Genomic DNA, 22,667 nt, shown 5'->3' on the forward strand with positions numbered 1-22,667 from the left:
AAGGATGGGATTCCACGTCGATTCCGAGGCCGGCCGCCTGCACCGCGTCATCCTGCACCGCCCCGACCTGGAGCTGAAGCGCCTGACCCCGTCCAACAAGGACGCCCTTCTCTTCGACGACCTGCTGTGGGTGCGCCGCGCCCGCGCCGAGCACGACGGCTTCGCCGACGTGCTGCGCGAGCGCGGGGTGCAGGTGCATCTCTTCCAGGACCTGTTGGAGGAGAGTCTGCGCCTGCCGGCGGCCCGGGGCCTGGTGCTGCAGCGGGTGTTCCACGAGAGGGAGTACGGTCCGCTGGCCACGGATCATCTGCGGGCCGCGTTCGAGGGGATGCCGGCGGGGGAGCTGGCGTCGTGGTTGATCGGTGGCATGACGAAGCGGGAGTTCCTGGAGCGGCATCCGGAGCCGGTCTCGGTGCGCTTCCATGTGATGGATCTGGACGATTTCCTGCTCAATCCGTTGCCGAATCATTTGTTCACCCGGGACACCTCGGCCTGGGTGTACGACGGGGTGTGCATCAACGCGATGCGCTGGCCGGCACGTTGGCACGAGACGGTGCACTACGAGGCGGTGTACCGGCATCATCCGCTCTTCGCTCCGGGGGGTTTCCACGTGTGGAGCGAGGGCCAGCCGGCGTACCCGTCGACGATCGAGGGCGGGGACGTGCTGGTGATCGGCAACGGGGCGGTGCTGATAGGGATGAGCGAGCGGACCACGCCGCAGGCGGTGGAGATGCTCGCCCACCGGTTGTTCTCGGCGGGTTCGGCCCGCACGATCGTGGCCCTGGACATGCCGAAGGCACGGGCGTTCATGCACCTGGACACCGTGATGACGATGGTGGACGGGGACACCTTCACCCAGTACGCGGGGCTGGGGACGCTGCGTTCGTACACGATCGAGCCGGGCGCGGCGGCCGGTGAGCTCAAGGTCACGGATCATCCGCCGGAGCACATGCACCGGGCGATCGCGGCGGCCCTGGGTCTGGACGGCATCCGGGTGCTCACCGCCCGGCAGGACGTGCACGCGGCCGAGCGGGAGCAGTGGGACGACGGCTGCAATGTGCTGGCGATAGAGCCGGGGGTGGTGGTGGCCTATGAGCGCAACGTGACCACCAATACGCATCTGCGCAAGCACGGCATCGAGGTGATCACGATTCCGGGCAGTGAGCTGGGTCGTGGCCGCGGTGGGCCGCGCTGTATGAGTTGTCCCGTGGAGCGGGATCCGGTGCCGGGGCTTTAGGCGCCGACTTCGGGCACCGGCGGGGCCGGGGGTCTGTCACCAGGGGAGGGTCTGCATAATAATGTGGAATGCTGAATATATTTTCCACTGTGCCTTGTGCGCCGACGAACCGGGAGCCCCACCATGGCGACTGACCTCAAGGGCCGCCATCTCCTCAAGGAGACGGACCTCACCGCCGAAGAGTTCCACAGCCTGATCGAACTGGCCGCCGAGCTGAAGGCCGCCCGGCGGGCGGGCACCGAGGAGCGCCGGCTCGTGGGCCGCAACATTGCACTGATCTTCGAGAAGACCTCCACCCGGACCCGCTGCGCCTTCGAGGTCGCCGCCGCCGACCAGGGCGCCCGCACCACGTACCTCGATCCGGCGGGCTCCCAGGTCGGGCACAAGGAATCGGTCCGCGACACCGCCCGGGTGCTGGGCCGGCTGTACGACGCCATCCAGTACCGGGGCCACGGCCAGGACGCCGTCGAGGAGCTGGCCGCCTACGCCGGCGTCCCCGTCTACAACGGGCTCACCGACGACTGGCACCCCACCCAGATGCTGGCCGACGTGCTGACCATGAGCGAGCACACCGCCAAGCCGCTGGAGCACGTCGCCTATGCCTACCTCGGCGACGCCCGCTACAACATGGGCAACTCCTACCTCGTCACCGGCGCCCTGCTCGGCATGGACGTACGGATCGTGGCGCCGGAGGACCTGTGGCCCGCCCCCGAGGTGGTGGCCCAGGCCCGCCGCCTCGCCGAGGCCAGCGGCGCCCGCATCACGCTGACCGCCGACGTCGCCGAGGGCGTGCGCGGCGCGGACTTCGTCGCCACCGACGTGTGGGTCTCGATGGGCGAGCCCAAGGAGGTCTGGGACGCGCGCATCGCCCTGCTCACCCCCTACGCGGTCACCATGGACGTACTGCGGGCCACCGGCAACAAGGCCGTGAAGTTCCTGCACTGCCTGCCCGCCTTCCACGACCTGGGCACCTCGGTCGCCCGCGAGATCCACGAGCGGCACGGCCTGACGTCCCTGGAAGTGACCGACGAGGTCTTCGAGTCGGTCCACTCGCTGGTCTTCGAGCAGGCCGAGAACCGGATGCACACCATCAAGGCGGTGCTCGTGGCCACACTGGGCCACTGAGGGCTATCGCGGAGTCGTGACGACGGTCACAAAGCGGTGATAGCTTCACCGGGCAGGCACCAGCCCCGCCCGGCTGAAGGAGGCCGTGCACATGAGTCCGTTCACCGGCTCCGCGTCCCGCACCCAGCAATGGCGGCACCTGCGCCTGTCCCTCGACGCCGGCGTCGCCACCGTCACCCTCGACCGGCCCGACAGGCTCAACGCGCTGACCTTCGGCGCCTACGCCGACCTGCGCGACCTTTTGCCCGAGCTCGCCCGCGACGGCTCCGTACGGGCCCTGGTGCTCGGCGGCGAGGGGCGCGGCTTCTGCTCCGGCGGTGACGTCGAGGCCATCATCGGCGCCACGCTGGGGATGGACACCGGCCGCCTGCTGGAGTTCAACCGCATGACCGGCCACGTGGTGCGGGCGCTGCGGGAGTGCCCGTTCCCCGTGGTCGCCGCCGTGCACGGGGTGGCCGCCGGGGCCGGCGCCGTCCTCGCCCTCGCCGCCGACTTCCGCATCGCCGACCCCACCGCCCGCTTCGTCTTCCTCTTCACCAAGGTCGGCCTGTCCGGCGGCGACATGGGCGCCGCCTACCTGCTGCCCCGCGTCGTCGGTCTCGGCCATGCCACCCGCCTGCTCATGCTCGGCGAGCCCGTCGCCGCCGCCGAGGCCGAGCGCATCGGCCTGGTCGGCGAGCTGGTCGAGGAGGGCGGCGCCGACGCCGCCGCCCGCAGCCTCGCCCGCCGCCTGGCCTCGGGGCCCGCCCTCGCCCACGCCCAGACCAAGGCCCTGCTGACCGCCGAGCTCGACATGCCCCTGGCCGCCTCCCTCGAACTGGACGCCGCCACCCAGGCGCTGCTGATGACCAGCGCCGACTACGCCGAGTTCCACGCGGCCTTCCGTGCCAGGCGCCCGCCCGAGTGGCAGGGGCGGTGACCACCGTGCCCGCGGTCACCGCCCGGCGCGTGGCGGTCGTCGGCGGCGGCCCCGGCGGCCTGTACGCCGCCGTCCTCCTCAAGCGCCTCGCCCCCGACCGCGAGGTCACCGTCTGGGAGCGCAACGCTCCCGACGACACCTTCGGCTTCGGCGTCGTCCTCTCCGACGAGACCCTTGGCGGCATCGGCAGCGCCGACCCGGACGTGCACGCGGCCCTCGCCCGGGAGATGGTGCGCTGGGACGCCATCGACGTCGTCCACCGCGGCCGCACCCTCACCTGCGGCGGCCACGGCTTCGCCGCCCTCGGCCGCCACCGGCTGCTGCACCTGTTGCACGAGCGCTGCCGCGCCCTCGGCGTGACGCTGCGCTTTCGTACCCCGGCCCCGCCGGCCGCCGCACTCGCCCGCACCCATGACCTCGTCATCGCCGCCGACGGCGTCAACAGCCGCACCCGCGACGCCCACCGGGCGCATTTCCGCCCCACCGTCACCACACACCGCTGCCGTTACATCTGGCTCGCCGCCGACCTCGCGCTCGACGCCTTCCGCTTCGAGATCGCCGAGACCCCCCACGGGGTCATGCAACTGCACGCCTACCCCTACTCCCGCACCGCCGGCACCGTCATCGTCGAGATGCGCGAGGAGGTCTGGCGGCGCGCCGCACTCGACCGCTGCGACGAGAAGAGCGCCCTCGACCAGTGCGCCGACCGCTTCGCCGCCACCCTCCACGGCAGCCCCCTGCGCACCAACCACTCCGCCTGGACCGCCTTCCGCACCGTCGTGAACGCCCACTGGTCGCACGGCAACATCGTCCTGCTCGGCGACGCGGCCCACACCGCCCACTTCTCCATCGGCTCCGGCACCAAGCTCGCCGTCGAGGACGCCGTCGCCCTCGCCGCCCACCTCCACGACGCCCCCGACGTGCCCACGGCGCTGGCCGCCTACGAGGCCGAACGGCGCCCGGTCGTCGCCTCCACCCAGCGCGCCGCCCGCGCCAGCATGGAGTGGTTCGAGGACCTCGCCGTCCACACCGGCGGCCCCCCGCACCGGTTCGCCTTCGACCTCCTCACCCGCAGCCGCCGTGTCACCCACGACAACCTCCGCCTGCGGGATACCGCCTTCGTCGCCGCCGTCGAGGAGGAGGCCGGCATCCCGCCCGGCACGCCCCCGATGTTCACCCCCTTCCGGCTGCGCGGCCTGCGCCTGCGCAACCGCGTCGTCGTCTCCCCGATGGACATGTACTCCGCCGTCGACGGCACCCCCGGCGACTTCCACCTCGTCCACCTCGGCGCCCGGGCGCTCGGGGGAGCGGGCCTGGTGATGACCGAGATGGTCTGCGTCAGCCCCACCGGCCGCATCACCCCCGGCTGCACCGGGATGTACGCGCCCGAGCACGAGCGCGCCTGGGCCCGCATCACCGGATTCGTCCACGACCAGGCCCCCGGCACCGCGCTGGGCATCCAGCTCGGCCACTCCGGCCGCAAGGGCTCCACCCGCCTGATGTGGGAGGGCATCGACCAGCCCCTGCCCCACGGCAACTGGCCCCTCGTCGCCGCCTCGCCCCTGCCCTACCGGCCCGGCGTCAACCAGACCCCGCACCCCGTGACCCCCGACGGCCTCGCGGAGATACGGCAGCAGTTCGTCCGCTCCGCCGAGGCCGCCGCCCGCGCCGGCTTCGACCTCCTCGAACTGCACTGCGCCCACGGCTACCTGCTCTCCGGCTTCCTCTCCCCCCTCACCAACCACCGCGACGACGCCTACGGCGGCGACCTGGCGGGTCGGCTGCGCTACCCCCTGGAGGTCTTCGACGCCGTCCGCGCCGCCTGGCCCGCCGACCGGCCCATGACCGTGCGCATCTCCGCCACGGACTGGGCCGAGGGCGGCACCACCGCCGACGACGCGGTCGCCGTCGCCCGCGCCTTCGCCGCCCACGGGGCGGACGCCATCGACGTCTCGACGGGACAGGTCGTCCCCGACGAACGCCCGGACTTCGGCCGCTCGTACCAGACGCCGTTCGCGGACCGCATCCGCAAGGAGGCGGGCGTCGCGGTGATCGCGGTCGGCGCCATCTCCTCGTGGGACGACGTCAACTCCCTGATCCTGGCGGGCCGGGCCGACCTGTGCGCCCTGGGCCGCCCCCACCTGTACGACCCCCACTGGACCCTGCACGCAGCAGCGGACCAGTCCTACACGGGCCCGGGCGCCCCCTGGCCCACCCCCTACCGAGCCGGCAGCCGCAAACCCCCCACGGGCCGCCGTGCGTGAGCGGGTGCCCCTCCAGCCCGTCCGGGGGCACCTCCCAGCGGTAGCCGGGGGAGGTGGGGCCGGGGATCAGCCCCCCGCAGGCGCACCCGCCAACACCGGCGTGACGTAGCGCGCCCCCGCATCGCGCAGCCGCGCATGCAACCCCGCAAAGCACCGCGCCGCCCGCCCCCCGGGCCACTCCGCGGGCAGCAACCCCACCGGCAGCCCCGGATCCGCGTACGGCAGCCGCCGCCACGAGTCCAGCGCCAGCAGGTAGTCGCGGTAGGCCTCCTCCGGGCGCGGCACGGCCTTGCGCCGCCCCCACCGCCGCAGCACGGGTTCGTGGGCGTCCAGGAACGCCCGGTGCTGCGCGGCGAGCGCTTCGAGGTCCCACCATCGGGCCACCGCCTCCGCGGTCGGCTCGAACCCCAGGTGGTTGCCGCGGAAGAGGTCCACGTACGCGTCCAGCCCCAGCCGCTGCAGCGTGTGGCGGGTCTCGTCGTGGACGTGGGCGGGGGCGATCCACACACCGGGGGCGGCGGTGCCGAAGCCGAGCCGGGCCAGGCGGGAGCGCAGGAGGTGCCGTCTGTGGCGTTCCTCCTCGGGGACGGAGAAGACGGCCAGCAGCCACCCCTGTCCGGTACGGGCCGTGGGGTGCCCGTAGATGCGCCGGTCGCCGTCCTCCAGCAGTTGCCGTCCGGCGTCGGACAGGCCGTAGCCGGCGGCGCCGCCGGCCGTGCGGTCGGCGACGAGCAGTCCGCGCCGCTTGAGCCGGGAGACGGCCGAGCGGACGGACGGCGCGTCGACGCCGACGGCGGCGAGCAGCCGGATGAGGGCGGCGATGGGCACGGGCCCGGCGGGGGCGCCGCCGGTGCCGCGTCCGTACGCGCCGTAGAAGGTGACGATGAGGGACCGAGGGGTGTGCTGGTCAGTCACGGGGAAACTGTAAAGGGCCCGGCGGGCCCCGAACGCAGCCGGAAACGCTGCAACTTGCCGGTGGGGGTGCGCGGCAGCGCGTCGAGGAACACGATCTCGCGAGGGCACTTGTAGGGAACGATCTCCTTTTTGGTGAACTCGCGCAGCGCGGTGACGGTCTCCGGTCCGCGCGGCACCCCGTCGCGCAGTACGACGTGCGCGACGACGACCTGTCCGCGCTCGGCGTCGGGCCGTCCCACGACGGCGGCCTCCAGGACGTCCGGGTGGCGCAGCAGGGCCTCCTCGACCTCGGGTCCGGCGATGTTGTACCCGGCGGAGACGATCATGTCGTCGGCGCGGGCCACGTAGTGGAAGTAGCCGTCGGCGTCGCGAATGTAGGTGTCGCCGGTGAGGTTCCAGCCGTCGCGCACGTACGCGCGCTGGCGTTCGTCGGCCAGGTAGCGGCAGCCGGTGGGGCCGCGCACGGCCAGCAGTCCGGGCCGGCCGTCGGGCACGTCGGTGCCGTCGGGGCCGACGACGCGGGCCTCGTAGCCGGGGACGGGCAGGCCGGTGGCGCCGGGGCGGATGCGGTCGTCGGCGGCGGAGATGAAGATGTGCAGCATCTCGGTGGCGCCGATGCCGTTGATCAGACGCAGCCCGGTCGCGCGCCGCCAGTCGTGCCAGAGGGCGGCGGGCAGGTGCTCGCCGGCCGAGACGCATCTGCGCAGCGAGGAGACGTCGTGGCCGTCGAGCGCGCCGAGCATGGCGCGGTAGGCCGTGGGGGCGGTGAACAGGACGGAGACGCGGTGGCGCCGGATGTCGGCCAGCAGTTGCCGGGGTCCGCCCCAGTCGGTCAGCAGGGTGCGGGCGCCGGCGCGCAGGGGGAAGACGACCAGGCCGCCGAGTCCGTAGGTGAAGCCCAGCGGCGGGCTGCCGGCGAAGACGTCGTCGGGGTGCGGGCGCAGGACGTGGGCCGAGAAGGTGTCGGCGATCGCCAGGACGTCGCGGTGGAAGTGCACGCAGCCCTTGGGCCGGCCGGTGGTGCCGGAGGTGAAGGCGATGAGGGCCACGTCGTCGGCGGAGGTGGCGACGGCGGTGTGGGCGGCGGGCTTGCGCGCGGCCAGCCGCAGCAGGTCGTCGTCGGCGTCGGAGCCGTACAGCGTCGTCCTCAACCGGGGTATGCCGGCGGCCAGCAGGTCGTCGGCGGAGCGGGCGTCGCACAGCGCGTGCCGTATGCGGGCGAGCCGGCAGATGGTGGCCAGTTCGTGCGGCCGCTGGGCGGCCAGGACGGTGACCGCCACCGCGCCGGCCTTGAGCACCGCCAGCCAGCAGGCGGCCAGCCAGGGCGTGGTGGGGCCGCGCAGCAGCACCCGGTTGCCGGGCACGACGCCGAGGTCGTCGGTGAGCACGTGGGCGATGCGGTTGGCGTGCGCGCGCAGCAACCCGTACGACCACACCGTGCCGGCGCCGCTGACGGTGGCGGCACGGCGGGCGCCGAGGCGGCCGATCGTGCCGTCGAGCAGCTCGGCCGCGCAGTTGAGGCGGTCGGGATGGACGGGCGGGGCGGCCCCGGCCCCCTCGTCGGTGCCGGCGCTGCGCAGCAGCGGCCACTGGTCGGCCGGGGGAAGGTGCTCGCGCGCAAAGGTGTCGATGTGGGCCGACGGCTTGAGCTCCATCGCGGATGTGCCCCCTCGCGCCGGAGGAAGAGGAATGGGAGGTGAACGGGGGTCTTGCCAGCGCCACGGATCCACTGTCAGCGTAACGAGTCGGTGACGGCAGTCAACGGAGCGCGATAAACCGCGCGGGAGAAGGGTGGGTCGGATGGGCACACCGTTCACACTCGACGACGCACAGCGCAAGTGGTGTGCCGAGGTGCGCCGGGTCGCCGCCGACCACCTGCGCCCCCTCGTCCGCGCCGGTGCACCCGGCCGCGTCAACCGGCCCCTGCTCGCGGCCCTCGCCGAACACGGCCTGATCGCACGGGCGTTGCCCGCCCGCGGCCCCGTACGCGCCATGGACCTGTGCCTGCTGCGCGCGTCCCTGGCGCGCGAGTGCACCGAGGCCGACACCGCCCTGGCCCTGCAGGCCCTGGGCCTCCACCCCGTCCTGCGCGCCGGCACCGACGCCCAGCGCGCCCGCTGGCTGCCCGAGGTCGTCGCCGGCCGCGCCGTCGCGGCCTTCGCGCTCAGCGAGCCCGGCGCGGGCTCGGACGCCGCCGCCCTCGCCCTGCGCGCCGAACCCGACGGCGACGGCTGGCGCCTGACGGGCGAGAAGTGCTGGATCTCCAACGCCCCCGAGGCCGACGTCCACACCGTCTTCGCCCGCACCGGCCCCGGGGCCGGCGCCGGTGGCGTCACCGCCTTCCTCGTCCCCGGCGACCGGCCCGGACTGGGCGGCGAGCACCTCGACATGCTCGCCCCGCACCCCCTGGGCACGCTCACCTTCGACGGCGTCCGCGTCGGCCCGCAGGACGTCGTCGGCGACGTGGGCGGCGGCTTCCGCATCGCCATGGCCACCTTGGACCTCTTCCGGCCCAGCGTCGGCGCCTTCGCCGTCGGCATGGCCCGCGCCGCGCTGGATGCGGCCCTCGCCCACGCCGCGCAGCGCCGGGCCTTCGGCGGACCGCTGAAGGACCTGCAGGCCGTCTCCCACACCCTCGCCGAGATGGCCACCCGTACCGAGGCGGCCGCCCTGCTCGTCCTCGCGGCCGCCGCCGCGTACGACGCGGGCGAGCCCGGCGTCGTACGCCGCTCCGCCATGGCCAAGCTCTTCGCCACCGAGACCGCCCAGTACGTCGTCGACGCGGCCGTGCAGATCCACGGCGCCCGCGCCCTGCGCCGGGGCCACCTCCTGGAGCACCTCTACCGCGAGGTGCGGGCACCGCGGGTGTACGAGGGGGCCACCGAGGTGCAGCGCACGATCATCGCGAAGGAGCTCTTCCGGTGAGCGGCGGCGGCATCGAGCGCATCAACCCTGCCGGGCTGGGCCCGCCGCGCGGTTTCAGCCACGCGGTCGTGGCCACCGGCTCCCGCCTGGTCCTCCTGGCCGGCCAGACCGCCCTGGACGCCGGCGGCCGGGTCGTGCCCGGCGACCTGGTGGCGCAGTTCGAGGCGGCCCTGGCCAACCTGCTGGCCGCCCTGCGCGCCGCCGGCGGCGCACCGCACCACCTGGCCCGGGTCACCGTCTACGCCACCGACGTCGCCGCCTACCGGGCGTGCTCCCGTGAACTGGGCGCCGTCTGGCGGCGCCTGGCCGGCCGCGACTATCCGGCCATGGCCGTCGTGGGCGTGGTGCGGCTGTGGGACGCCGAGGCGCTGGTGGAGCTGGACGGCCTCGCGGTCCTGCCGTGACGCCGCGCCGGTGTACGGTGAGGAGCCGGCCGACGGACCGGACAGGACAGGGAGAGGTGGCGCTTCGATGGCTCCCCGGCGCGGCGCCGACGCGGACAGCGGCACCCCCACGGGCACCGGCACAAGGACCGGCACGCCGACCTTCACCGAACAGGCCCGGCGCCGCCAGATCATCGAGTGCACCATCGACCTGATCTCCACGCGCGGCTACCCCGCCACCTCCCTGGCGGCGATCGCCAAGGAGGCCGGCATCTCCAAGGCCGCCGTCCTCTACCACTTCTCCTCGAAGGACAACCTCACCCAGGCGACGTTCCAGCACGTGCTGGAACGCTTCCGCGCCCACGTCACCGAGCGCGTCGAGCGCGAGAGCGACCCGCGGGCGGCGCTCGTCGCCTACGTCCGCGCGATGATCGGCTACCAGCAGGCCAACCGCCGCCACGTGCGCGTCATCACCGAGATGCTGCTCGACGACAAGGGCGGCACCGAACTGAAGACGCCCGGCTCCCACGACACCCACGGCCGCTGGCAGCACCTGGCCGGACTGCTGGAAGCCGGCCGGCAGGCCGGCCGGCTGCGGGTGTCCGACACCCGCACCACGGCCCTGGCCATCGGCGGCGCCATCGACAACGTCGTCTCGCACTGGCTCGTCCACCCCGACTACGACCTCGACGCCGCCGCCGACGAGCTCGTGGCCCTCACCCTCGGCGCGGTCGGCGCCCGGGACTGACCCCGGCCGCAGCCACCGGCGTCAGCGCCGGGCGAAGTCCGGGGCGCGCTCGGGCCGCAGCCCCACCCCGCCGACGTACCCCAGCAGCGAGGGCAGCCCCGGCACGCGCCGCATCATCCGCAGCGGCACCGGCAGCCGGTGCGGGTCCAGGCCGGTCGTCAGGGCCGGGCGCAGCACCGCCTCGTGCTCGCTCACCTGCGCCTTCTGCACCGCCGCCGCGGGCATCAGCCGGCGCCTTTGCACCCGGGCCAGCTCGCGTACGTCCACCCTGCCGCTGCGCAGCGGCCCCGCAAGGATCCGTGCGGCCGCGACCGCGTCCTGCACGGCGAGGTTGACGCCGACGCCGCCGGTGGGGGACATGATGTGCGCCGCGTCCCCGATGCACAGCAGCCCCGGCCGGTACCACTGTCGCAGCCGCCCCATCGTCACCTCCAGCAGCTTGACGTCGTCCCACGAGGTGACCGCCTCCGTCACCTCGGGCCCCCAGCCGAAGAGTTCGCCGAGCCGGTCGCGGAACCACTGGACGCCCTGGGCGCGCAACTGCGCGTCCGAGCCCTTGGGGATGAGGTAGGAGGTCTGGTAGTACTCCCCGCGGTCCATCGTGGCCGCGAACTGCCGGCCTTCGGACCGCATGAAGATCCGCCCGTCCCGGGCGCTGCCCGGCTGTGCGGGCACGCCCACCTGCCAGAGGTCCATGGGCACCTCCACGTACTCGGGCCGCAGCCCCGCGGCCTCGCGCACCAGCGAGTCCCGCCCGTCACAGGCGACGACGAGCGTGGCCGCGAGCTTTCCGGGCTCCCCGTGCTCGTCGGTGTAGCGCACACCGGTGGCCTGTCCGCCCTCGGTGAGCAGCCCGGTCACCGCAGTGCTCATGCGCAGGGTGAACGAGGGCTCCTCGGCGGCGGCGTCGGCGAGCAGGTCGAGGAAGTCCCACTGCGGAACCATCGCGATGTAGTTGCGCGGGCCGGGGATGCGCCGGAAGTCGCTGAGCGTCAGGGCGGTGCCGCCGATGTGCATCCGCACCTCGCCCAGCCGGGTGGCGGGCAGCCGGTCGAACCGCTCGCCCAGGCCGAGCTCGTCCAGCAGCCGCAGGGTGGACGGGTGGACGGTGTCCCCCCGGAAGTCGCGCAGGAAGTCCTTGTGCTTCTCCAGCACGGTCACCTCCACCCCGGCCCGTGCCAGCAACAACCCCAGCATCACCCCGGCCGGCCCACCGCCCACGACGGCGCACGTCGTGCGTTCCATGTCCCGTCCCTCCCGTTGCTCCTGACCAGTCGGTCAATGGTCTGACCGATCGGTCAGGAGTCTACGCACGGCGCCCCCGCACACGCCAACGGCCCCCGTGCCCGGGTGAATCACCCGGCACGGGGGCCGTTCGCAGGCCGCGCTCCCTCACCAGGGCACGATCTCGTCCACCGTCCCGTCCATGCCGCCGCTGAACGTTCCCGTCGGCCCGTCAGGGCCCGTCAGGGCGAGCCACACAGGGGTGTCGGCGCCCTCTTCCGGGGAGCGGGTGCCGCGGCTGAAGGGGGAGTCGGCGTTGAGGTCGGTGGCCACCAGGCCGGGGTTGGCGGCGTTGACGCGGATGCCTTCCTCGCGGAGGGCCTGGGCGTAGACGAGCGTGATGGCGTTGAGGGCGGCCTTGGAGGCGCTGTAGGGCAGGAGGCCGCGGGTGGAGATGGGGTGTTCGGGGTCGCTGAGGAAGGTGAGGGAGCCCAGGGGGCTCGACATGTTGACGACGCGGGGGGCCGCGGAGCGGCGGAGGAGGGGGATGCAGGCCTGCGTCACCGCCACCGTGCCGAACACGTTGACGTCGAAGGCCTTCCGCATGCGCTCCGCCGTGATGTCGGCCACCGGCACGCCCCATTCCACGACGATGCCCGCGTTGTTGACCAACACGTCCAGGCGGCCCGACTCCGCCTCGATCCGCTTCGCCGCCGCGTCGACCTGCGCCTGGTCGGTCACGTCCAGGTGGACGAAGCGGACGTCGTGCCCGGCCGCCTTCAGCTCCTTCTCCACCTCCCGGCCGCGCTGCGTGTCACGGGCGCCCAGGTAGACCGTCATCCCCTCGGCCGCCAGCCGGCGGGCGATCTGCTTGCCGAGGCCCTTGTTGGCTCCCGTCACCAGGGCCACCTCGCCCTGGTGCTGTCCCTTGGACATGTGTTTCCTCTCGAAAAGATCCGGTACTCGAAAAGATCTGGTAGTTGCCCAGGCCGCCGCAGACGTTGAGCGCCTGCGCGGTCACCGCGCCCGCGCGGTCGCCGATCAGGTACTCCACCATCGCCGCCACCTCGTCCGTCTCCACGTAGCGGCGGATCGGGACACGCGTCGTGATCCGGTCGAACGTCTCGCTCGTCGACACGTTCCAGATCGTGGCGTAGTGCTCGCGCACCGCCTCGGCCATCGGGGTCTCCACGAAGCCCGGGCAGACGGCGTTGACGGTGATGCCCGTCGTCGCCAGCTCCAGGCCCAGGGCCTTGCTGAAGCCGACCACGCCGTGCTTGGACGCGGAGTAGGGGGCGGCGTGCACCACTCCCTGCTTGCCGCCGGTGGAGGCGATGTTGACGATGCGGCCCCAGTCCTTGTCCCGCATCCCGCCGGTGGTGAGGACGGCCTTCGTCATCAGGAAGACGCTGTTGAGGTTGGTGTTGATGACGTCGAACCACAGCTCGTCCGGGATCTCCGCGGTGGCGCCGCCGCCACTGCGCCCGGCGTTGTTGACCAGGATGTCGACGGTGCCGTAGCGCGCGACGGCGGACTGCACGAAGGCCTGGATCTGCTCCGGCTTCGCCACGTCGCACGGGGTGCCGTCCACCTCCAGGCCCTTGCCGCGCAGGTTCTTGATGGTGTCGGCCAGCACGTCCTCGCGGCGCGCGCAGATGTAGACGTGATGGCCCAGCTCGGCCAGGCGCTCGGTGATGGTCAGGCCCATGCCACTGGTGGCACCAGTGACGAGTGTGACGGGGGTGGTGGGGCTCGGCATGTGGCGCTTTCTCTCCAACGGGTCGGTCACGAGCAGCGCGATCGTCTCGGTCGAGGCCAGCCACGGCAGGCGTCGGGTCGGCAGGACCGTCACGCCGGTGTGGGTGGTGATCGCGGTCAGGTAGTCGTCGAGCACCTTCTGCGCATGCGGCACGTCCGCGTCCACCTGGGTCAGCATGCCGATGCCGCCGCTCGAGACGTGCTGGACGAACAGCAGGCCGCACAGCGCCTCGGCCGGCGAACCGGGCTCGCTGTTCTCCACGTACCACTGGCACTGGTTGCGCACCAGCCGCGTGAACGTCTGCTCGTCCATCCGGTCCCACGACGCGAAGGCGGTGTTGATCAGCACCTCACGGGGCGGCCGGGGCAGCTGGGCCGAGGGGTCCTCGCCCTGGGCGTCGATCGAGCGGAACCAGAACTTGGTGACGACGCCGAAGTTGCCGCCGCCGGCGCCCGAGACGCTCCACCACAGATCCCGCAGGCCGCCCGGGTCCTCGCGCGAGGCGACGACGACCCGCGCCCTGCGGTGCCGGTCGACGACCACCATCTCGACGGCCTCGATCAGTTCGCAGACATTGCCGAACTGCCGCGAGAGCAGGCCGTGGCCGCCGCCCTGCGCATGGCCGCCGACGCCGACGTCGGGCGGCGGTCTTTCCGCCCGACGGTCGCAGGCCCGAACACCGTCGTGGCCTCCGACCGGAATTGCTGATCGGCTTGCATGTGGTTCGACTCCCCTTCCGGGCATGGTTTCGGCAAATGCCGCACCCGGCCCCCGTGTCGTGCGAATGCCGTGCATTCTTGCGCAGCGTCAGACGCTTTCCAAGCGGTTCCTCATCATGAACCCGCTGATGAAAAATACGATTCCGTTTTCCTCGGGCAGTGTCCCGCAAGGAGCGCGCCAAGGCATTTTCAAGCGACATTCCATTGGCATACCCGATGCTGATGACCCACCACGTCCCCCGGGAAGGAAACGCCATGTCCCGCACCGAGCACCCGCCCGCCGGCGCAGTGAGCCGCTTCGTCGATCTGAGCGTCGCCACGCGCGACACCGACAGCGAGGCCACCCCCGTCACGGTGGACCTGCTCGACCACGAGGCGGCCGCCGCCGTCCTCGGCCTCGCCCCCGAGGATTTCCCGGACGGCATGGCGATATCCAACGAGACGGTCACGCTCACCACGCACACCGGCACGCACATGGACGCCCCGCTGCACTACGGGCCCGTGAGCGGGGGTGCCCCGGCCAGGAGCATCGACCAGGTCCCGCTCGAGTGGTGCTTCGGCCCCGGCGTCCGGGTGGACGTACGGCACGTGCCGGCCGGCGAGGCCGTCACGGTCGACCACCTGCGCGACGCCCTGGCCGAGGCCCGGCACGAGCTGAGCCCCGGCGACATCGTGCTGCTGTGGACCGGCGCCGACGCCCTGTGGGGCTCGGCGCGGTACCTGACCGACTACGCCGGACTCAGCGGCGAGGGCACCCGATTCCTGGTGGAGAACGGGGTGAAGGTCATCGGCATCGACGCCTGGGGCCTGGACCGCCCGATGCGGTCGATGATCGAGGACTACCGCCGCACCGGCGACCGCGGACACCTCTGGCCGGCGCACATCTACGGTCGCACCCGCGAGTACCTGCAGCTGGAGAAGCTGGCACGGCTCGGCGAGCTGCCCGCGGCGACGGGCTTCACCGTCTCCTGCTTCCCGGTGTCCGTCGCGGGTGCCGGCGCAGGATGGACGCGCGTGGTCGCGCTCCTTCCCTGACCGAAAGCCCGCGAGCCCGTCACGACACCGCTAGGCGCCGCGACGGACGTCGCCGTGGTCGGCGGTGGTGTGGAATGATCTCTTCATGCCGGCCGAGGCGCTGACTGGCCTTGATGTGCAGGTCGGTGGCGAAGAACCGGAGTTCGTTGATGTAGGTGAGATGGGCGTCCAGGACGGCGCCGGTCATCATGCCGACGAGGGCCGGGCCCCGCCAGAGCGTGAGCGCCTCGTCGAGACGGTCCACGGCGGCCTCCGGACGCCCCTCGTCCAGGAGCTTCCTGGCCTGCTGGACGAGGCGCTCGAAGACGGTCACGTCGATCGCGTCCTCGGGCACCCGGATCGCGTAACTGGCGGGCCTCGTGATGAGCACGTCCTCCCCGTCGGACATGCCGGCGAAGATTTTGCGTGCGTGGTAGATGTACGTCTGGAGCGTGGTCAGCGCACTGCGCGGGACGTTTTCGGCCCATAATTCCTCGACCAGTGTGTCGACGCCGACCGTCTCGCCGTTCTGGATCAACAGCAGCGCGATGATCTGGCTGACCTTGGATCGGCTCAAAATGAGCGACGAGCCGTCGGCGGCCACGATCTCGAACTGGCCGAGCAGATTGAACTTCACTGTTTTCCCCCGTGAACGATCCATGTTCTCGACGCGGTGTTCCCCCAAATTTCGCGTCTGCCGGTCCCATTCGTCCCTTGGGGCACGGATGTACTTTTGGCGGTTCTCGCAAGGTATCCGAGCGCTACCCCGCATGCCCGCCAAGCAAATTGTGCACTGCATCACACTGATCCAATGGGTGGGTGTCATGCATTCTTCCTGCCCGAATTGCTGGTCGCCGGCCACGGCAGAGGTCCTGCAAAAGGCCCGTCACGGTTCGGTCTTCCCTCCAGGTCGGAGCGCCGCCATGGCCGCCCCGCGGCCGGCCGGGCAGGACAGTGGCCGTAACCGAACCCTTACTCCGGCGAGTTGACCGTCCCGCCGCGCGGCGGGAACGGCGTGTCGCAGCCTGCTGCCCCTTCGGCCGGGCGGAACCGCCCGAAAGGGTAGTGCGCCTGTACGGCAAGAGCTGTGAGGCTGGCGTCCGCTCGGAAACGCCGAGGAACACACGAGGGGAATGCACATGCCCGACACTGCGGTGTCCGTCGTCATCGCCTACCACAGCGGCCACGGACACACGACCAAGCTGGCCGAGGCGGTCAAGGAGGGCGCGGCGGGGGTCTCCGGCACGGACGCCGTGCTGATCTCGGTCGACGAGCTCGGCAACGACGACTGGGCGCGGCTGGACGCGGCCGACGCGATCATATTCGGCTCGCCGACCTACATGGGCACCGCGAGCCCGGCCTTCCACACCTTCGCCCATGACACCGCCGGTCGTTGGTACCAGCAGGCCTGGCGGAACAAGGTCGCCGCCGGCTTCACCGTCTCCAGCGGCAAGAGCGGCGACAAGCTGCACACGCTTCAGTACTTCACCGTGCTGGCCGCCCAGCACGGCATGCACTGGATCAACCTCGACCTGCTGCCCGGGCAGCAGGACAGCGACCTGAACCGGCTCGGCGGCCGGCTCGGCGCCATGGCCCAGTCGCCGGGCGGCCAGGGCCCGGACGAGATGCAGAAGTCCGACCTGCTCACCGGCTCGCACCTCGGGCAGCGCGTCGCCGAGCACGCCCACCTGCTGCGGCGCGCGCGGCAGGCGGCCGCCTAGTCTTCCGGGGCGCCCCGTCCCGGGGCCCCGGTCCTTCACCACACATGCCTGACGGGCCGACGTTGTCGGCCCGTCAGGCGTTCGTCCGCCCTACGTCCCCAGCCCCCGCCGCAGCGCGCCGATCCGGTCGGTCACTATGCGCTGCGACACGGCGGCGTGCGCGAAGCCGATCGCGGCGTGGAAGGTGCCCGGGTAGTGGACCACCTCGGTCTTCACGCCGGCCTGGATCAGCCGGTGGGCGAAGACGATGCCCTCGTCCCGCCAGGTCGCCGGTGACAAAGCCGCCCCAGTGCGGGAAGAGCAGCGCGGGGCGCGGACCGACGGTCGCCGCCACCTGCCCCCGTTGCGGCCGTCGGACCGTCCGACCCGCTTTCAGTGGGCCCCAGTTGACCAGGGACCTCAGTTGACCAGGGACAGTGCGGTGGGGAAACCGGAGGAACGGGCGAGGGCGGCGGCCTCGCCACGGGAGTTGACCCCCAGCTTCTTGAGGATCTTGGCGACATGGAACTTGACGGTGTGCTCGCTGATCTGGAGCCGGGAGGCAATGGCCCGGTTGCGGTGACCGTGCACCAACTGCTCCAGGACGTCCAGCTCACGGGGGTTGAGGGTGGTCAGCGGGTCGCTGCTCGGCCGCTCGGGCGCCGTCAGCGGCAGCCGGACGGTGACGATCGTGCCCCACTTGGGCACCGCGTCGACGTGCAGGGCGCCGTTGAGCACGGCGACGCGGTCGGTGAGCCGGTGCACGGCCAGTGCCTCCGCCGCCAGCGTGCGCGGGCCGTCGTCCCGGATGGTGGTGCGCAGCTCGGTGTCCTCAACGTGCCAGCCGACCCGGATGCGGCTGACGCCGCCCTGCTCGAGCATGGTCAGCACCATGCCGCGCGCGGTGGTCAGCGCGGCCCGCGCGATGTCGGCCGGGATCAGCCGCCGGCGGGCGTCGGGCGGGGAGAACTCCAGCGTCACGTTGCTGTAGCGGGAGAGCAGGCCGAGCATGTCGCGCAGCCGCCCGAAGGCGTCCTCGACGGTCTCCTCCGGCGGCAGTTGCTCGTCCGCCCCGCTCGCGCGCAGCTCCACCAGCGCGGAGACGGCGAGATCGGTGGCGGTCCGGCGCGCGGCGGCGTCGTCGAGGCCGCGGGAACGCAGCACGCCCAGCAGCGTGGTGAGGGTGGTGGTGTGGGCTTCGGTCAGATTGGCGACCACCCGGGCCCGCTCGCTGTTGGCGATCCAGGGGCCGGCCATGTTGACGGGCACGGCCTCGGGCATCAGCTCGATCACCCGGATGGTGGCCAGGTCCCACAACTGCTGTGCCAGGGCGACCGCCGCGGGCTCGGGGGTCACGCCGTCGGCGGGCAGCAGGGCCAGCAGCGCGCCGGCGGAGCCGGGCGGCGCGGAGGCGACGGCCAGCACCGGGCGCGGCGCGCCGGCCAACGGGGCCTCGCCGAGCCAGGGTCTGCCGACGTCGACGTGGGTGGCGAGCGCGGCCAGCTCCGTGGCCGTGATGTCCTGGATCAGTGGGCTGTCGCCGTGGTTCCACGTCGCCGACTTCGGACAGTCGCCGGTGAGCATGACCAGGGCCTTGTGCGGAATGCGGTCGGACAGGCCTTCCGACAGCGTGGACAGGATCTCTTTCAGGGGCGCCCGCATCAACTCCTTGGCCACAGCCAGCATGCGCTGCGGGACCCCCCAGTCCGCATACACCATATGTGCATCGTAGTGAAGGGCCTGGCTCCCCCTACGAGCCTTTCGGTCAGTCGGCACTAGCCGAAAGGACAGCCACCCCGGGGGGCGATTTCGCGTGGAGGGCGGCCGGTCGACGCGGTCGACGCGGCCGTCGTGCCCGTCACCGCCGCCGCACCCCTTCCCGACCCGCTCCGTCGCAGGGCGGACGTGGTGCGGCGGCATGCGCTCATCAGATGTCGCGGAAGGTCTCGATCTGGGCGCCCACGGAGTTCAGGCGCTCGGCCAGGTCCTCGTAACCGCGGTTGATGACATAGACGTTGCGCAGCACGGAGGTGCCCTCGGCGGCCATCATCGCCAGCAGGACGACCACGGCCGGCCGCAGGGCGGGCGGGCACATCATCTCGGCGGAACGCCAGCGGGTGGGGCCCTCCACCAGGACCCGGTGCGGGTCGAGGAGCTTGACGTCCGCACCGAGGCGGTTGAGGTCGGTGAGGTAGATGGCGCGGTTGTCGTAGACCCAGTCGTGAATGAGGGTCTGGCCCTGGGCGGAGGCGGCGATGGCCGCGAAGAACGGGACGTTGTCGATGTTCAGGCCCGGGAACGGCATCGGGTGGATCTTGTCGATCGGCGCCCGCAGCTTCGAGGGCCGCACCGTGAGGTCCAGCAGTCGCGTGCGGCCGTTGTCCGCCCGGTACTCGGCGCTGCGCTCGTGGTCCAGGCCCATCTCCTCGAGCACGGCCAGCTCGATCTCCATGAACTCGATCGGTACCCGGCGGATCGTCAGCTCCGACTCGGTCACCACGGCCGCGGCCAGCAGGCTCATGGCCTCCACCGGGTCCTCGGACGGCGCGTAGTCCACGTCGCGGTCGATGGTGGCCACGCCGTGCACGGTGAGCGTCGTGGTGCCCACGCCCTCCACCCGTACGCCCAGCTCCTCCAGGAAGAAGCACAGGTCCTGGACCATGTAGTTGGAGCTGGCGTTGCGGATGACGGTCACGCCGTCGTGCCGGGCGGCGGCCAGCAGGGCGTTCTCGGTCACGGTGTCGCCGCGCTCGGTCAGCACGATGGCGCGCTGGGGGGCGACGGAACGATCCACCCGCGCGTGGTACATGCCGTCCGTGGCCGTGATCTCCAGCCCGAAGTGGCGCAGCGCCGTCAGGTGGGGCTGGACCGTACGGGTGCCCAGGTCGCAGCCGCCCGCGTAGGGGATCTTGAACAGGTCCATCCGGTGCAGCAGCGGCCCCAGGAACATGATCACACTGCGGGTGCGGCGCGCCGCCTCCAGATCCATGGCTGCCAGGTCCAGCTCGGCCGGCGGCACGATCTCCAGGTCGTTGCCGTCGTTGATCCAGCGGTGGCGCACACCGATGCTGCCGAGCACTTCGAGGATCCGGTAGACCTCCTCGATCCGCGCCACGCGCCGCAGCGTCGTGCGGCCGGCGTTCAGCAGCGTCGCGCACAGCAGTGCCACGCAGGCGTTCTTGCTGGTCTTGACGTCGATGGCCCCGGACAGCCGGCGCCCGCCGACCACCCGCAGATGCATCGGCCCGGCGTACCCGAGCGAGACGATCTCGCTGTCGAGCGCCTCCCCGATGCGGGCGATCATATCAAGACTGATGTTCTGATTTCCCCGCTCAATGCGGTTCACCGCGCTCTGACTGGTCCCGAGAGCGTCCGCAAGCTGCGACTGAGTCCAGCCACGGTGCTGGCGGGCATCGCGGATGAGCTTGCCGATGCGGCCGAGGTAGGCATCTGTCATAAGCAGACCGTATCTCAGATATGAGATTTTCGCCGTGCACGCCATGGGTCTTCCACGTCTTCTTCGGCTATCCGGAGGCAGGGGAAGGAATGCGCGGAAGACGGCAACGATTGCGAAGAGGCGGCGACAGAGGCTCAGAACTCGGTGGTGTCCAGTTCGAGTCCGAAGGGCTCGGGGAGGGGGATGGGGGCACCGAACGGGAGGGGGCCGCGTACCGCGGTGTAGCCGAGCTGGCCCGGTCGGCTGAACAGGGTGCAGGAGCGCTCCTGGCGATCCACGAGCAGGTACAGCGGTGCGCCGTACTCGGCGTAGCGGCGACGCTTGACGACCCGGTCGGTGTCGCCGTTGGAGTCGGAGGTGACCTCGACGACCAGCAGCGTCTGGTCGGGGGTGACGGCTTCGGCCTCCTCGAGCTCTTCGGGGATGACTGCCAGGTCCGGCACGAACCAGTTGGGGGTGCCCGGGAGGTCGACATTGCCGGCGCCGATGACGCACCCCAGCTTGTCGGCCGTGGGATCCACCTGCCTGCGGATCTTGGTGATCGCCTTCTCGTGCCCCCAGGTCGGCGACATGGGCTGGATGACCCCCTCGACGATCTGCACACGGTCTCCCTGGATGTGCTGGATCGCGTACTTGAGCGCGGATTCGGGGTCGTCGGCTGAGTACGTGTGCGGTCCGGAGTCGATCGGTTGCGTGCTCATGGCTCCTCCTGCGGGCGTCGTGACTGCAGCATGACGACTCCACGGGTCTACAGCAATCAGTCCCGGAATCGGCGGGCTTGAGCCGATCCGCCACTCGAACAGGTGAACCGCACTCGCTTAGCCCACATACTGCCCGGCGGCCCGTGCCCGTGTCCGCGCCGTGGCGGCCGGCGGGCCGAGCCCGCCGGCCGCATGGACAGGGTGCGGCCCGATCAGTTCGGCGCCGCCTCCATCAGGGAGAAGCCGATGTGCGGGGGCAGCGGGACGACGTCCGTGACCGTCAGGCCCGCTGCCGTGCACAGCTGGTCGAAGTCGGTCCGGGTGCGTTCGCGGCCGCCCACGAGGACCTGCATCTGCAGGTCCTTCAGGTACGGGTCGAGTTCGGCGGCGTCGTCCGGGGCCGCCTTCTCGGGCAGGACCACCTCCACGATCAGTACCCGGCCGTGCGCCGGCATTGCGGCGCGGCAGTTGCGCAGGATGGTGGTGGCGTGTTCGTCGTCCCAGTTGTGCAGGACGCTCTTGATGAGGAACAGGTCGGCGCCCTGCGGCAGGCTCGCCAGGAAGTCGCCGGTGGCGACCGTGGCGCGGCCGTCGAGCCCGGCGGTCTTGAAGGTGTCCGCCGCCTGGGCCGCGCCCTCGACGGTTTCGAAGAGCACCCCCTCCAGGGCCGGGTGGTGGCCGAGGATGGCGGCCAGGAGCGTTCCGTCGCCGCCGCCGACGTCCATGACCGTGCGGAACCGGCCGAAGTCGTACGCCCCGGGCAGCGTCTGCGCCGTGCGGTGGGTCTCCTGGCTCATGGCCGCGTTGAAGACGGCCGACAGTTCCGGTTCGCCGGCGAGGTACTGGTACAGCGGTACGCCGAAGTGTTCCTCGAAGGCCGTGCGGCCGCTGCGCAGGCTGGATTCCAGCCGGGTCCACGGCTGCAGCGTCTGCGGCGCGGTGTGGAAGCGCGCGAAGTCGTACAGCGAGTCGGGGTGGTCCTTGCGCAGCAGCGCCCCGGCCGGGGCGAGCGCAAAGGTGCCGGGGGAGGGCTCGGTACACAGCCCGAGGCTGGCCAGGGCCCGCAGCAGCCGGGTCATCTGTCGTGGTGGGAAGCCGTGCCTGCGGCCGAGGTCCTCGGCCCGTGCCGTGCCGTCGCCGATGGCGTCGGGAAGGCCCAGTCTCACGGCGAGGGCCACCGTCTCGGTGGCGCGTGCGCCGAAGACCCACTGCATGATCGCGCGGCGGCCGTCGTCGGTGCCGGCGTCGGGGGTGCCTAAGCCGGCGGATGCGGATTCCGTCATGCCTGTTCTCTCCTCTTCTGGAAGAGTCCGGTCCGGATTGCTGCTTGATCCTCCAGGCGGGTCGAGGCGGAGTCAACCGGCCGAAAGGCCCGTAAACCGGGCGTCGCGCCCCGCACGGCCCATCCGGGCATGACCGCGAGGCCGCCATGTACTAGAGTTATCTCGACATCGAGATATTTGCCGAGAGGCGTACCGCTGCCGCTCCAGTAAGGCGACCCTAACTAAGGCTCACCTTAGCGGATCAGCGCGGCGTGTGAGCGGCAGGATGGCCGCAGTACGCGATTTCATGCATGA

General features: G+C 71.8%; 20 protein-coding genes and 1 pseudogene. 10 read left to right on the forward strand and 11 right to left on the reverse strand.

The window, feature by feature from the left end; all coding sequences use genetic code 11:
* Nucleotides 1-4 precede the first annotated feature (4 nt).
* From AB0K17_RS14180 to AB0K17_RS14195, 4 genes are all read left to right on the forward strand, one after another.
* Entirely contained in the window at nucleotides 5-1,237 is a 1,233-nt protein-coding gene (locus AB0K17_RS14180) for an arginine deiminase (RefSeq protein ID WP_365983107.1), read from the forward strand.
* Between the two features lie 123 nt (nucleotides 1,238-1,360).
* Nucleotides 1,361-2,362: an ornithine carbamoyltransferase gene (gene argF / locus AB0K17_RS14185; RefSeq protein WP_365964329.1), complete on the forward strand. Its 1,002-nt coding sequence runs from the start codon at nucleotides 1,361-1,363 to the stop codon at nucleotides 2,360-2,362.
* 91 nt (nucleotides 2,363-2,453) lie between these two features.
* Nucleotides 2,454-3,281, forward strand: a complete 828-nt coding sequence (locus tag AB0K17_RS14190; RefSeq protein ID WP_365983108.1) for an enoyl-CoA hydratase family protein — start codon at nucleotides 2,454-2,456, stop codon at nucleotides 3,279-3,281.
* A complete protein-coding gene (locus tag AB0K17_RS14195; RefSeq protein ID WP_365983109.1) occupies nucleotides 3,278-5,545 on the forward strand; it encodes a bifunctional salicylyl-CoA 5-hydroxylase/oxidoreductase in 2,268 nt (755 codons plus the stop codon). Before AB0K17_RS14190 ends, AB0K17_RS14195 begins: the two co-directional genes overlap by 4 nt.
* Before the next feature lie 66 nt (nucleotides 5,546-5,611).
* Here AB0K17_RS14195 and AB0K17_RS14200 read toward each other — a convergent pair whose 3' ends face one another.
* Complete coding sequence (locus AB0K17_RS14200) at nucleotides 5,612-6,460, reverse strand: PaaX family transcriptional regulator C-terminal domain-containing protein (RefSeq protein ID WP_365983110.1); 849 nt, start codon at nucleotides 6,458-6,460, stop codon at nucleotides 5,612-5,614.
* Complete coding sequence (locus tag AB0K17_RS14205; protein ID WP_365983111.1) at nucleotides 6,457-8,115, reverse strand: AMP-binding protein; 1,659 nt, start codon at nucleotides 8,113-8,115, stop codon at nucleotides 6,457-6,459. Before AB0K17_RS14205 ends, AB0K17_RS14200 begins: the two co-directional genes overlap by 4 nt.
* A gap of 145 nt (nucleotides 8,116-8,260) precedes the next feature.
* Between AB0K17_RS14205 and AB0K17_RS14210 the strand changes: the two genes are divergently transcribed.
* The 3 genes from AB0K17_RS14210 (at nucleotide 8,261) to AB0K17_RS14220 (ending at nucleotide 10,516) form a co-directional block, all read left to right on the forward strand.
* Complete coding sequence (locus AB0K17_RS14210; RefSeq protein ID WP_365983112.1) at nucleotides 8,261-9,385, forward strand: acyl-CoA dehydrogenase family protein; 1,125 nt, start codon at nucleotides 8,261-8,263, stop codon at nucleotides 9,383-9,385.
* Complete coding sequence (locus tag AB0K17_RS14215; RefSeq protein ID WP_365983113.1) at nucleotides 9,382-9,789, forward strand: RidA family protein; 408 nt, start codon at nucleotides 9,382-9,384, stop codon at nucleotides 9,787-9,789. Before AB0K17_RS14210 ends, AB0K17_RS14215 begins: the two co-directional genes overlap by 4 nt.
* A 67-nt stretch (nucleotides 9,790-9,856) precedes the next feature.
* Nucleotides 9,857-10,516, forward strand: coding sequence for a TetR/AcrR family transcriptional regulator (locus AB0K17_RS14220; RefSeq protein ID WP_365983114.1), 660 nt, complete (start codon nucleotides 9,857-9,859; stop codon nucleotides 10,514-10,516).
* A 21-nt stretch (nucleotides 10,517-10,537) separates the two neighbouring features.
* Here the strand turns inward: AB0K17_RS14220 and AB0K17_RS14225 are convergent, their stop codons facing one another.
* The 3 genes and pseudogenes from AB0K17_RS14225 to AB0K17_RS14235 form a co-directional block, all read right to left on the reverse strand.
* On the reverse strand, nucleotides 10,538-11,761 hold the full coding sequence (locus AB0K17_RS14225; RefSeq protein WP_365983115.1) for an FAD-dependent oxidoreductase: 1,224 nt from the start codon (nucleotides 11,759-11,761) through the stop codon (nucleotides 10,538-10,540).
* Between the two features lie 147 nt (nucleotides 11,762-11,908).
* Entirely contained in the window at nucleotides 11,909-12,676 is a 768-nt protein-coding gene (locus tag AB0K17_RS14230; protein ID WP_365983116.1) for an SDR family oxidoreductase, read from the reverse strand.
* Nucleotides 12,677-12,716: 40 nt separating this feature from the next.
* Nucleotides 12,717-13,499: pseudogene (locus AB0K17_RS14235) on the reverse strand (SDR family NAD(P)-dependent oxidoreductase); the annotation flags it as partial.
* Between the two features lie 525 nt (nucleotides 13,500-14,024).
* Here AB0K17_RS14235 and AB0K17_RS14240 point away from each other — a divergent pair.
* A complete protein-coding gene (locus tag AB0K17_RS14240) occupies nucleotides 14,025-14,207 on the forward strand; it encodes a hypothetical protein (protein WP_365983117.1) in 183 nt (60 codons plus the stop codon).
* Nucleotides 14,208-14,473: 266 nt separating this feature from the next.
* A complete protein-coding gene (locus AB0K17_RS14245; RefSeq protein WP_365964318.1) occupies nucleotides 14,474-15,253 on the forward strand; it encodes a cyclase family protein in 780 nt (259 codons plus the stop codon).
* A 19-nt stretch (nucleotides 15,254-15,272) separates the two neighbouring features.
* Here AB0K17_RS14245 and AB0K17_RS14250 read toward each other — a convergent pair whose 3' ends face one another.
* Entirely contained in the window at nucleotides 15,273-15,869 is a 597-nt protein-coding gene (locus AB0K17_RS14250; RefSeq protein ID WP_365983118.1) for a BTAD domain-containing putative transcriptional regulator, read from the reverse strand.
* A 502-nt stretch (nucleotides 15,870-16,371) separates the two neighbouring features.
* Between AB0K17_RS14250 and AB0K17_RS14255 the strand changes: the two genes are divergently transcribed.
* Nucleotides 16,372-16,953, forward strand: coding sequence for a flavodoxin family protein (locus AB0K17_RS14255; RefSeq protein WP_365983119.1), 582 nt, complete (start codon nucleotides 16,372-16,374; stop codon nucleotides 16,951-16,953).
* A 90-nt stretch (nucleotides 16,954-17,043) separates the two neighbouring features.
* Here AB0K17_RS14255 and AB0K17_RS14260 read toward each other — a convergent pair whose 3' ends face one another.
* The 5 genes from AB0K17_RS14260 to AB0K17_RS14280 all read right to left on the reverse strand — a co-directional run bounded on the left by AB0K17_RS14260 (nucleotide 17,044) and on the right by AB0K17_RS14280 (nucleotide 22,373).
* A complete protein-coding gene (locus tag AB0K17_RS14260; RefSeq protein WP_365983120.1) occupies nucleotides 17,044-17,232 on the reverse strand; it encodes a hypothetical protein in 189 nt (62 codons plus the stop codon).
* A gap of 120 nt (nucleotides 17,233-17,352) precedes the next feature.
* Complete coding sequence (locus AB0K17_RS14265) at nucleotides 17,353-18,651, reverse strand: LuxR C-terminal-related transcriptional regulator (RefSeq protein ID WP_365983121.1); 1,299 nt, start codon at nucleotides 18,649-18,651, stop codon at nucleotides 17,353-17,355.
* 208 nt (nucleotides 18,652-18,859) lie between these two features.
* The gene (locus AB0K17_RS14270; protein WP_365983122.1) at nucleotides 18,860-20,389 is read right to left on the reverse strand and encodes a UDP-N-acetylglucosamine 1-carboxyvinyltransferase; all 1,530 of its coding nucleotides are present in this window, start codon (nucleotides 20,387-20,389) and stop codon (nucleotides 18,860-18,862) included.
* Nucleotides 20,390-20,523: 134 nt separating this feature from the next.
* Nucleotides 20,524-21,090 (reverse strand): Uma2 family endonuclease, encoded by a 567-nt coding sequence (locus tag AB0K17_RS14275; protein WP_365964312.1) that lies wholly within the window; start codon nucleotides 21,088-21,090, stop codon nucleotides 20,524-20,526.
* 212 nt (nucleotides 21,091-21,302) lie between these two features.
* Nucleotides 21,303-22,373 carry a methyltransferase gene (locus AB0K17_RS14280; RefSeq protein ID WP_365983123.1) on the reverse strand — a complete coding sequence of 357 codons (1,071 nt, stop codon included), beginning with the start codon at nucleotides 22,371-22,373 and terminating at the stop codon, nucleotides 21,303-21,305.
* Between the last annotated feature and the right edge of the window lie 294 nt (nucleotides 22,374-22,667).

Source organism: Streptomyces sp. NPDC049585, assembly GCF_040675615.1.
GTDB classification, from domain to species: domain Bacteria; phylum Actinomycetota; class Actinomycetes; order Streptomycetales; family Streptomycetaceae; genus Streptomyces; species Streptomyces luteosporeus.